The following is a 10,707-nucleotide window of genomic DNA, read 5'->3' as shown; positions in this document are numbered from 1 at the left end:
CCGGCCAGAGCGGGTGATAGCCCCGTATGCGTAGTGTCCACAGTGATCCTTGAGTAGGGCGGGACACGTGAAATCCTGTCTGAACATGGGGGGACCACCCTCCAAGCCTAAATACTCCCTGGTGACCGATAGTGAACAAGTACCGTGAGGGAAAGGTGAAAAGCACCCCGACGAGGGGAGTGAAAGAGACCTGAAACCGAATGCCTACAAGCAGTCGGAGCCTCTTATGGGGTGACGGCGTACCTTTTGTATAATGGGTCAGCGAGTTTCTGTTTGCAGCAAGCTTAAGCCGTTAGGTGTAGGCGTAGCGAAAGCGAGTCTGAATAGGGCGACGAGTTGCTGGCAGAAGACCCGAAACCGAGTGATCTAGCCATGGCCAGGCTGAAGGTGCGGTAACACGCACTGGAGGGCCGAACCCACGCCTGTTGAAAAAGTCGGGGATGAGCTGTGGCTAGGGGTGAAAGGCCAATCAAACTCGGAAATAGCTGGTTCTCCGCGAAATCTATTGAGGTAGACCGTCTGGTATTACCCCGGGGGGTAGAGCACTGGATGGGCTAGGGGGGCCCAAAGCCTTACCAAACCTAACCAAACTCCGAATACCCGGAAGTATGAGCCAGGCAGACAGACAGTGGGTGCTAAGGTCCATTGTCGAGAGGGAAACAGCCCAGACCACCAGCTAAGGCCCCCAAATCGTGGCTAAGTGGGAAAGGATGTGGGGATTCCAAAACAACCAGGAGGTTGGCTTAGAAGCAGCCATCCTTTAAAGAAAGCGTAATAGCTCACTGGTCTATTAGAAACCCTGCGCCGAAAATGTAACGGGGCTCAAGCCACGTGCCGAAGCTGTGGGTGCATTCTATGAATGCGCGGTAGCGGAGCGTTCCGTAGGTCTGTGAAGGAGACGGGGTGACCCTCTCTGGAGATATCGGAAGTGCGAATGCTGACATGAGTAGCGACAAACAGTGCGAGAAACACTGTCGCCGAAAGTCCAAGGGTTCCTGCGCAAGGTTAATCCGCGCAGGGTGAGCCGGCCCCTAAGGCGAGGGCGAAAGCCGTAGTCGATGGAAACCGGGCAAATATTCCCGGGCCTGCCAGAAGTGACGAATACAATATGTTGTCGGGTCTTATCGGATTGATCCGGCTTTTGGCGTATTCCAGGAAATAGCTCTGGCATATAGACCGTACCCGAAACCGACACAGGTGGACTGGTAGAGAATACCAAGGCGCTTGAGAGAACGATGCTGAAGGAACTAGGCAAATTACTTGCGTAACTTCGGGATAAGCAAGACCCGTCAGTGGGCAACCATCGGCGGGTGGCACAGACCAGGGGGTAGCGACTGTTTAGTAAAAACACAGGGCTGTGCGAAGTCGAGAGACGACGTATACGGCCTGACGCCTGCCCGGTGCCGGAAGGTTAAGAGGAGGTGTGCAAGCACTGAATTGAAGCCCCGGTAAACGGCGGCCGTAACTATAACGGTCCTAAGGTAGCGAAATTCCTTGTCGGGTAAGTTCCGACCTGCACGAATGGCGTAACGACTTCCCCGCTGTCTCCAGCATCGGCTCAGCGAAATTGAATTCCCCGTGAAGATGCGGGGTACCCGCGGTCAGACGGAAAGACCCTATGAACCTTTACTGCAGCTTTGCAGTGGCATCAGAGACATTCTGTGTAGGATAGGTGGGAGGCTTTGAAACCGGGGCGCCAGTTCCGGTGGAGCCATCCTTGAAATACCACCCTGACTGTTTCTGATGTCTAACCGAGGCCTGTTAGCCAGGTCCGGGACCCTGCATGGTGGGCAGTTTGACTGGGGCGGTCGCCTCCCAAAGTGTAACGGAGGCGCGCGATGGTGGGCTCAGGCCGGTCGGAAACCGGCTGTCGAGTGCAATGGCATAAGCCCGCCTGACTGTGAGAGTGACAGCTCGATCAGAGACGAAAGTCGGCCATAGTGATCCGGTGGTCCCGCGTGGAAGGGCCATCGCTCAACGGATAAAAGGTACTCTAGGGATAACAGGCTGATCTCCCCCAAGAGTCCACATCGACGGGGAGGTTTGGCACCTCGATGTCGGCTCATCACATCCTGGGGCTGGAGCAGGTCCCAAGGGTTCGGCTGTTCGCCGATTAAAGTGGTACGTGAGCTGGGTTTAGAACGTCGTGAGACAGTTCGGTCCCTATCTGCCGTGGGTGTTGGAGACTTGAGAGGATTTGTCCCTAGTACGAGAGGACCGGGATGAACATACCTCTGGTGCACCGGTTGTCGCGCCAGCGGCACAGCCGGGTAGCTAAGTGTGGACGGGATAACCGCTGAAAGCATCTAAGCGGGAAACCCACCTCAAAACAAGGTCTCCCCAAGGGCCGTGATAGACCATCACGTCAATAGGCCAGGTGTGGAAGCGCAGTAATGCGTGCAGCTAACTGGTCCTAATCGCCCAATAGGCTCATTCCATAGCCCCCATAAAGGGCAACACACATGCACAGCAGTCATCCACTCTCAACACCTAACAAAAACACCAACCCATCCACATCCCTCCCCATACCGGGGAGACTAGATGACCTGGTGGCAATGGCGGGGAATGATCCACCCGATCCCATCCCGAACTCGGCCGTGAAATGCCCCAGCGCCCATGATACTGTGCCTTAAGGCACGGGAAAGTCGGTCGCCGCCAGGTCTTCCAGTCTCCCCTACAATCGCGGGGTGGAGCAGCCCGGTAGCTCGTCAGGCTCATAACCTGAAGGCCGCAGGTTCAAATCCTGCCCCCGCAACCATGAATTCCAAATAAAATCAATGACTTAAAAGGCGGCGCAAGCCGCCTTTTGGCGTTCCAGAACACCAACTGGAATCATATAGGAATCAAATCGTCTGGAATCGTCCCGAGAGCACCAAATCTTCGTCGCTTTGCGGTCAGATGAAAGCTTCCACAAATTTACGGTACGACTTTAAGAGGTCACGGGAAAGCTCGTCATCATTGAGTACGCGAGCAACCGCTACGCCTCCGATTATGAGCGCGCTAATGGCTAGCAGCCTGTCGGGTTGAAGTACCCTGTGACGGGGTGAGGTTGTAAGGTGGTGAGATGAGCAGCTTCATCCCGTTTGACCGGTCTCAGCCGTATCTTCTGCCGCCTGAGCGGACGCGCCATCCTTTGCCAGCACCGTGCTGTCGATGGAAAACATGATCGGTCTCCCAAAGACAGTGCTCGCCGACATCGGTTACGCCAGCGGGCAGGCGGTCCGGAAACTACGGGAAAAGGGCATTGATCCGCTGGTCGCCATTGGGCGGCCTTGCGCCCGCAGGTCATATGATCTCCGGCCACCTCCTGAAAACAGGGAGCCACGCCGGATAACCGAACCCTGGCGGCCTGCCATGAAGGACAGGCTGGAAACCACAGAAGCCGGAGATGTTTACAGACTACGAAAATAGACCGTTGAACCGGTCTTTGGAATTATCAAAAGTATCATGGGATTCAGAAGATTCAGTCTGCGCAGCCTTGCGAAAGTCACGACCAAATGGACCCTTGTCGTTCTTGCATACAACTGCAAAAAAATGGCGCGGCTCACGCAGCATAAGCCGGGTCAGCCTCGGTGTTATCAGTCGCAAAATGCCCAACCCGACAGGCTGCCAGTGTCCTGATCGAACTGACGGCATTAGAGCGTCAGGAACTGGAGTCTCTGGCAAGGGCGCGCAATACGGGTCAGGCGCTTGCGCGGCGAGCCCGTATTGTCCTTGCCGCAGCCGATGAGCATGAGAACAGGGCGATCCGTGACCTGACGGGCGAGGACATCAACACGGTTGGCAAATGGCGCCGACGGTTCGCGGTGGACCGTCTGGAGGGGCTTTACGATGAACCACGCCCCGGGACGCCGCGCTCGATCGGCGACGAGGAGATCGCGGAGACGATCCGCAGGACACTGGAAGAAACCCCGCGCGATGCCACGCATTGGTCACTGCGCTCGATGGTGCAGGCCGTGGGGTATGCACCGTCAACGATCCATCGAATATGGAAAGCGTTCGGGTTGTAGCCAGCCCATGCTGCCGATGCGGCCCGGTAAGATCGAGCGGCGGACACACGACTATACCCGCCACGGCACAACCTCGCTGTTTGCCGCTCTCGACATTGCCACCGGCCCCATCATTGGAAAGTGCTCTCCGAAGCACCGATCCATGGAATTCCGCAAATTCCTCGACCAGATCGAAACCAATGTGCCGACTGACCTCGATATCCATCTGGTGATGGATAACTATGCCACCCACAAGACGAAGCTGATTCGTGACTGGTTGGCCGGGCGCCCGCGCTGGCATGTTCATTTTACGCCGACCGGGGCCTCGTGGATCAATCAGGTAAAGCGGTTTTTTGCTCTCGTCACTGAAAAGCAGATCAGGCACAGCATTCACCGTTCGACCGAGGCCCTGGAGGCCGACATCAGGGCTGTCATCGTCGCTCATAACGAACAGCCCAAGCCCTTCAAATGGACCAGGTCCGCTGACGACATCCTACAGGCCGTCAAGCGATTCTGCCTCCGTACTACCAAAATCAGCAAAACTTCAGAATCAGGACACTAGGGCCTGTTAGACCTTGATATAATCTGCTGTAGCAGCGATGAGGATGACGGAGAGGCAGGATGCGGCGGTTTTCTCATATCGGGTCGCGACAGCCCGCCACTCCTTGAGTCTTGCCCACAGGTTTTCGACCAGATGCCGGTGTCTGTAAGCCCATTTGGGACAAGCGACTTCCGGATCATTCTTCCTTGGCGGGATGACAGGACGAGATCCACGGTTCCAAAGATCTTCACGAAATTTATGTGAGGCATACCCACGATCACAGACGACATAGATTAGTGGGTATGGCAGAGCGTCAAGCAGGGCATAGGCACACGGTAATTCATGTGCCTGTCCGGGTGCCAGCGTAAAGGACAGTGCCCTGCCATGACTGTCCGCAGCTACGCAGACCTTGGTGCCAAACCCTCCACGTGAGCGGCCAAAAGCCTCACGATCCTTTCGGCGTTCTCTATGCCCTCTTTTTTAGCCGCTCCGGCCGCCTTATGATGGGCACGGATTGTCGTGCCATCAAGAAAGACCATGCCGAGGTCTTGATCCCTGTCTTTGACCTTTTCAAAGAGGCGCTGCCACACACCGGGCTTCGACCATCGAATGAACAACTGTGCAGCAATCCACCAGGGACCAAACTCTGATGGTAAGGCACGCCACTTCGCGCCGTTCTGATGGCGCCAGAAAATCGCGGATATCGTCCGTCGAAGGTTCTTTGGTGGGGTCTTGCCCTTCGGACGGACTTCCTCGATCAAAGGCTCCCAGACGGACCATGCGGTATCGGAAAAGGCAGACTGCATCATGCTCATCATAAACAGCTATGCAATCCGTTCCGTCATTCAAGGCATAACAGGCCCTAGCTCAGGAGCAGAAAGGCCACGAGCACCCAGAACGGCACACTCAACGCAAGACCGAATATAATGCCCCTAACCGGGCTGTGTACAGTGGGAATGTCCGAACGCACAGGACGGTCATCATGCTGATGCACCGTATCTGACAGGACAATACTATCAAACGCCATGACCTTGGCCTTCAAATGGATGGTAGGGAAAATTTCTGAATTCGGGCACCGGTGCCGCAATAGTGCGCCTTAAAAAGAACACGATCTTCTGTCAATAGGTATGTAAAGTATTCGCTTTTTTTCTGCGATTTAAAATGTAGCACAGTTTACAGCGCAAGATATATGATATTGATATAAACCATGTGAAATAAAATAGAGGGATCGAAGAATCGTTGATTGATGTGTCCGGCTTATGATTTCAGGCTTTTATGGAAAAAAGAGTTTGGGGCTGGCATAGGTAAGCATTGTTTGCGACGGTTCACGTGGGCAGTTTAGCCCATTGAGTGAGAGTTTTCAGAAGTTTTGCAGGTGAGCGGATGTTGAAGCGCCACTCGTACTCGGCCAGGAATAGATGGAAGTCCTTGCGTGGTATTCCATTGTATTGCCGCAGATGCCGCTTCGCCTGACTCCAGAAATTCTCGATACCGTTGATATGGTTTCTGCCCAGGGCAAGATGCCTGCTGTGGGGAATGCGTTCGTGATGAAATTCCGAGACATCCAGCTTGTCGTAAGCATGCCAGGAATCGCTGTAAACGATTGAATCCGGCTGTACTTTATTTCGAATGATCGACATCAGTGTTTGATGTCCAGCGTCAGGAATCATGACGGCATGGACACGGTCATGTCGTTTCAGCAGGCCAAAGACGGCCACTTTTCCGGCAGTGCCCCGGCCCCGTTTTCCTTTGCGATGTCCACCGGAATAGCGTAACCGGCCGTTTGAGGCCGCCTTATGATTGAGGATTGTGACTGGTAACTTACCGTCGTTAACGACGTCGTTAACGACGTCGTTATTGACGTCATTTGAGAGGTAAGAATGACCCAGGAAATCCTGATTGGCGTTGAACGCCGCCGCCGCTGGTCGGATGAACGGAAGCTGGCGATACTGGCTGAAGTTGGTGTGGATGGAGCAAGTGTATCGGATGTGGCACGTCGACATGACCTGACCCGCCAACATCTTTACCAATGGCGGACGTCATTCCGTCAAAGACTATCTTCCCCAGATCAGTCTGTGGCGTTTGTTCCTGTTGCTTCAGTGACGACACCTGCTGTGGCATCTGGCGGTGATCCTGACGAACTGGCCATAGTGCTGCGCAATGGCCGTAGTATCAGGGTGACGGGACATCCTGCCGAAGATCTTCTGGCCCGGGTCATCCGGATTGCGGAGACGGCATGATTGGCGTGGGCAACGGCGTGCGTGTCTATCTGGCCTGCGGGGTGACCGATATGCGCAAGGGCATATCGGGTCTGGCAGCACTGGCACAGGACGTGCTGCGTCAGAACCCGACATCAGGGGCGCTCTTTGCCTTTCGTGGTCGCCGTGGGGACAGGATCAAGCTTCTGATGTGGGACGGTCAGGGGTTCTGTCTTTATTACAAGGTGCTTGAGAAGGGACGTTTTCCATGGCCGTCTCCGGCAGAGGGCGTTGCACGCCTGACGACAGCACAGATGGCCATGCTGTGGGAAGGCATGGAGTGGAGACGCCCTTCCTGGTCTGCACCACCGTCTCGCGTGGCCTGATTTTTATGGCGTGAGAGTGCAGAACATTTTGAATTTTCTTAGGTTTTCTGCTATTTTTTCATAATGACGTCTGCACCTGCGGTCCTGCCTGATGATCCGGATACCCTGAGGGAAATGATTGTTTCCCTGCAGACCGAAGTGGCTCGGCTTTCTGCGTCAGCCCGTGCGTATGAAGCTCTTGTCCAGTCTCTCAAAATCCGGATCGCACGTCTTCAGAAACAGAAATTCGGGGCCAGTTCAGAAAAGATAGACCGTGAGATTGAACAACTCGAACTGCTCCTTGAAGATGTAAAAATCGCCATCGCGGCAGCCGATCCTTCTCCTGATATCAGGGAGCATGATGTCAGCGATGATGCACTCTCTCCCCCACGGCAGCGTGGCAAACCAAAGGTTTCTGACACGACACCACGGGAGCGTATTGTTCTCGACCCAGGTGAGGCCTGTCCTGCCTGTGGCGGTCCCCTGCGTCTTGTAGGCGAAGATGTCACCGAAATACTGGACTTTATTGCGGCAAAACTGAAAGTTGTCGAAACGGCACGGCTGAAGAAATCCTGCCGTCACTGCGAAACACTGGTGCAGCCTGAAGCACCGTCGCGCCCTGTCCCACGGGGGATGGCTGGCACCGGGCTTTTAGCCCATATCCTGGTCTCGAAATTCGATGACCACATTCCGCTTTATCGTCAGAATGAGATCTTTGCCCGTCAGGGTGTGGACATTCCCCGTTCAACCCTGATCGACTGGTGTGGTCAGGCCGTTGCCGTTCTGCGTCCTCTGACAGATCTGATCCGTCAGGATGTCGTAAAGGCAGACCTGCTACATGCTGATGATACACCCATCCAGGTTCTTGACCCCCGTCTGCGTCAGGCTGGCAAACCCCGGGGCGTGAAGGAAGGGCGGATCTGGAGCTATCTGCGCGATCCCCGCCCATGGGGAGGGAGTGATCCGCCCGCCGTGGCCTACTGGTTCTCTCCCGATCGCAAGGGGATCAATCCCCAGACCCATCTGGCACAGTTCCGGGGCATTCTGCAGGCTGACGCCTACGCCGGGTTCAGGGATCTGTATAAACCAGACGCAACAGGAACCGTGCACGTGCGCGAAGCGGCCTGCTGGGCTCATCTCCGCCGGGCCTTCCATGATGTCTGGAAGGGCAGTGATTCGACAATCGCAAGGGAAGCACTTGAACAGATCGGAGAGCTCTACGATATCGAGCGCCAGATCACCGGACACCCGGCCCCGTATCGTCTGGCTGTCCGACAGGAACAAAGCCGCCCCCGTGTCACAGCATTCCACGCATGGTGCGAAACACAGCTTGCCCGTATCCCTGGAAAGGGGGAACTGGCAAAAGCGATCCGTTATGCGCTCAACCGGTGGAAGGCCTTTACCCTGTTCCTCGAAGATGGTCGTGTCGCCATCGACAACAATCCTGCCGAACGCGCCATACGGCCCGTATGCGTGGGGCGAAAAAATTATCTCTTTGCCGGATCCGACACCGGGGGCGACAACATCGCTGATGCCATGACGCTTATCGAAAGCGCAAAACTCTCCCGGCTTAATCCGCACGATTACCTCGCCGACGTCCTGGCCCGTATCAACGAGCACAAGATCAACCGGCTCCACGAACTGTTGCCATGGAACTGGAAACCCGTGAATACACTGCACAGACAGGCCGCATAATCAAGGCGGCCCAGAGCGGCCGGTTACGGAATAGCTCTCGTCGACTTCGATTTCACCCGAGATCGGTGCCTCATGAGCAATCTGTTCCGCGATGATCTCTCGTAATTTCTGGGAATACAGGGTCTCTGTATTACGATTGGCGCCTACAGGTTCGGCGGCGCTCCGGGCGGGCATGCCCGCAACGAAGTGCTCCAGAAGGCGTTTTTGGGTGCTGACAGTCAGCCGACTGCGACGACGTGCTTTCATATGATATATCATACCAAAGGATGTAGCCCCTGACTCGTATGTGAAGAGACGAATGGAGTTGGCTCTGTTTCTCTTGCTGCGGAAGAACCTGGCTGATGACGAGGGCGGTGAAGCTACGGGATGACTATTCGGCCTCTGAATTGAGGCGGCTTGCGGCGCGCAGTCGGCATGCGAACACTGCGCGCCGGCTTCTGGCCCTGGCGGCAAACCGCACCGATGCAGCCCGCGTAGGGGGCATGGACCGCCAGACATTGCGAGACTGGGTTCACCGTTTCAATACCGGAGGGCCCGATGGCCTGCGCGACCATCAGCACGCGGGGCCGGCCTGCAGTCTGAATGCCGCCCGACAGGCCGAATTGAAGGCTCTGGTCGAGGCGGGTCCGGATCGGCAGCGCGATGGCGTGGTGCGCGAGACTGTGTAGAATTTTGTGCGGTGCCATTTTTTCAGGCCATTGGGAAACGATCATCGAACATGATAGCGAGCTGGCATCTGACAGCGTACCATTCGCGCACTGAGCGCTTCCACTGTGCTGAGGTAGCATTGAGCGCCAGGTAAATCAATTTTGCTGCGGCCTCTTCACTGGGGAAATGGCCGCGGGTGCGCACGGCACGACGGATCTTTGAGTTCAGGGCCTCAATGGCATTTGTTGTGTAAATCAACCTGCGCACTTCTGGAGGATAATCGAGGAACGGAATGACCTCATTCCATGCCCTGCGCCAACTGGGCGCGATGGCCGGGTATTGTCTGCCCAGATCGCTTTCTTCGAACCCGCCGAGGGCTGCCTCGGCCTCTGTGGCGTCCACTGCTGTATAGATTGCCTTGAGAGCTGTGGCGATGGCCTTGCGGTCCTTGTAGCTGGCAAAGCTCATGGAATGACGCAGCAGATGAACGATACACGTCTGAATGCGGGTTCTGGGGAAGACCGCCTCAATGGCCTGCGGAAAGCCCTTCAGCCCGTCGACTACGGCGATCAGGATGTCCTGCACACCCCGATTGCGCAGGTCGCTGAGGACCTTGGCCCAGAATTTGGCCCCTTCATTCGCCTGGAACCACAGCCCCAGAACGTCCCGTGTGCCGTCAGGCAGGATCGCGAGCGCCACGAAGACAGCCTTGTTCGAGACAGTCCCATCACTGCGGATATTGACCCGGATCGCGTCCATGAAGACGATCGGGTAGCAGGGTTCCAGCGGACGGTTCTGCCAGGCGGCGACCTCCTCCATCACGGCGTCGGTAATCGCGGAAATGAGGCTCGGGGAGGCCTCAACGCCATAGATTTCTTCAATATGCCCCTGGATTTCGCGGGTTGTCAGACCTCGGGCATACATGCTGATGATCTTGCGGTCGAACTCGGGAAAGCGACGCTGATACTTTGCAATCAACATCGGATCAAACGTACCGTTCCGATCCCGGGGAATATCCAGAACAACCTTGCCGCTCTGTGTCGTCACGGTCTTCTGGCTATTGCCGTTTCTGCGGTTGGGCGGCTGATTATCCTCAGCAGAGGCGCCATCGGCGCGCTCCTCATCAAGATGAAGTGTCATCTCCGTGTTGAGCGCCCGCTCCGCCAGAGCCTTCGTCAATTCCGAGAGTATGCCGCTTTTGCCAAACAGGTCGCCCGGTGAACGACCTTCCATCAGACGGTCCAGAAGATCTTTATCAATGCTCATGCGGG

At 55.9% G+C, this 10,707-nt stretch carries 7 protein-coding genes, 1 tRNA gene, 2 rRNA genes and 4 pseudogenes (1 of these 14 running past the window's edge); 9 read left to right on the top strand and 5 right to left on the bottom strand.

From position 1 onward, the window contains the following. The 5 genes and pseudogenes from GLX_RS08805 to GLX_RS08790 form a co-directional block, all read left to right on the top strand. Positions 1-2,437: ribosomal RNA gene (locus GLX_RS08805) — 23S ribosomal RNA — on the top strand (it extends 302 nt beyond the left edge of the window). Positions 2,438-2,545: 108 nt separating this feature from the next. Next, a 5S ribosomal RNA gene (gene rrf, locus GLX_RS08800) occupies positions 2,546-2,661 on the top strand. Positions 2,662-2,681: 20 nt separating this feature from the next. Next, positions 2,682-2,758: transfer RNA gene (locus tag GLX_RS08795), tRNA-Met, on the top strand. A 359-nt stretch (positions 2,759-3,117) separates the two neighbouring features. Beyond that, positions 3,118-3,549 (top strand): annotated as a pseudogene (locus GLX_RS18095) (transposase); the annotation flags it as partial. A 23-nt stretch (positions 3,550-3,572) separates the two neighbouring features. Beyond that, positions 3,573-4,551: pseudogene (locus GLX_RS08790) on the top strand (IS630 family transposase). Positions 4,552-4,557: 6 nt separating this feature from the next. On the opposite strand, the gene GLX_RS17245 reads toward GLX_RS08790, so the two are convergent. The 3 genes and pseudogenes from GLX_RS17245 to GLX_RS18765 form a co-directional block, all read right to left on the bottom strand. Then, a protein-coding gene (locus GLX_RS17245) for an IS5 family transposase (RefSeq protein WP_197536207.1) occupies positions 4,558-5,336 on the bottom strand; the annotation gives its coding sequence in 2 pieces (ribosomal slippage) (positions 4,558-5,006 and positions 5,006-5,336; 780 coding nt in all). 56 nt (positions 5,337-5,392) lie between these two features. Beyond that, positions 5,393-5,557, bottom strand: a complete 165-nt coding sequence (locus GLX_RS18620; protein ID WP_167537200.1) for a hypothetical protein — start codon at positions 5,555-5,557, stop codon at positions 5,393-5,395. Between the two features lie 298 nt (positions 5,558-5,855). Then, a pseudogene (locus tag GLX_RS18765) lies at positions 5,856-6,299 on the bottom strand (IS1595 family transposase); the annotation flags it as partial. A gap of 111 nt (positions 6,300-6,410) precedes the next feature. Here GLX_RS18765 and tnpA point away from each other — a divergent pair. From tnpA to tnpC, 3 genes are all read left to right on the top strand, one after another. After that, a complete protein-coding gene (gene tnpA / locus GLX_RS08775; protein ID WP_007400224.1) occupies positions 6,411-6,770 on the top strand; it encodes an IS66-like element accessory protein TnpA in 360 nt (119 codons plus the stop codon). Next, the gene (tnpB, locus tag GLX_RS08770; RefSeq protein ID WP_010510701.1) at positions 6,767-7,114 is read left to right on the top strand and encodes an IS66 family insertion sequence element accessory protein TnpB; all 348 of its coding nucleotides are present in this window, start codon (positions 6,767-6,769) and stop codon (positions 7,112-7,114) included. Before tnpA ends, tnpB begins: the two co-directional genes overlap by 4 nt. 63 nt (positions 7,115-7,177) lie before the next feature. Next, positions 7,178-8,788, top strand: a complete 1,611-nt coding sequence (gene tnpC / locus GLX_RS08765) for an IS66 family transposase (protein ID WP_007397838.1) — start codon at positions 7,178-7,180, stop codon at positions 8,786-8,788. Here the strand turns inward: tnpC and GLX_RS18455 are convergent, their stop codons facing one another. Next, the gene (locus GLX_RS18455) at positions 8,789-9,034 is read right to left on the bottom strand and encodes a hypothetical protein (RefSeq protein ID WP_041247760.1); all 246 of its coding nucleotides are present in this window, start codon (positions 9,032-9,034) and stop codon (positions 8,789-8,791) included. A gap of 95 nt (positions 9,035-9,129) precedes the next feature. Between GLX_RS18455 and GLX_RS08755 the strand changes: the two are divergent. Further along, positions 9,130-9,444: pseudogene (locus GLX_RS08755) on the top strand (helix-turn-helix domain-containing protein); the annotation flags it as partial. 34 nt (positions 9,445-9,478) lie between these two features. Here GLX_RS08755 and GLX_RS08750 read toward each other — a convergent pair. Further along, positions 9,479-10,702 (bottom strand): IS256 family transposase, encoded by a 1,224-nt coding sequence (locus tag GLX_RS08750; RefSeq protein WP_014104109.1) that lies wholly within the window; start codon positions 10,700-10,702, stop codon positions 9,479-9,481. Positions 10,703-10,707: the final 5 nt, after the last annotated feature.

Source organism: Komagataeibacter medellinensis NBRC 3288 (genome assembly GCF_000182745.2).
GTDB classification, from domain to species: domain Bacteria; phylum Pseudomonadota; class Alphaproteobacteria; order Acetobacterales; family Acetobacteraceae; genus Komagataeibacter; species Komagataeibacter medellinensis.
Note: the sequence above shows the minus strand (reverse complement) of the source record. Positions and strands in the feature narration are given on the sequence as shown.

Coding starts and splice junctions, on each gene's coding strand:
- tnpB (WP_010510701.1), top strand. CDS start 6,767: ATGATTGGCGTGGGCAACGGCGTGCGTGTCTATCTGGCCTGCGGGGTG.
- GLX_RS08750 (WP_014104109.1), bottom strand. CDS start 10,702: ATGAGCATTGATAAAGATCTTCTGGACCGTCTGATGGAAGGTCGTTCA.
- tnpC (WP_007397838.1), top strand. CDS start 7,178: ATGACGTCTGCACCTGCGGTCCTGCCTGATGATCCGGATACCCTGAGG.
- GLX_RS18620 (WP_167537200.1), bottom strand. CDS start 5,557: ATGGCGTTTGATAGTATTGTCCTGTCAGATACGGTGCATCAGCATGAT.
- tnpA (WP_007400224.1), top strand. CDS start 6,411: ATGACCCAGGAAATCCTGATTGGCGTTGAACGCCGCCGCCGCTGGTCG.
- GLX_RS18455 (WP_041247760.1), bottom strand. CDS start 9,034: ATGAAAGCACGTCGTCGCAGTCGGCTGACTGTCAGCACCCAAAAACGC.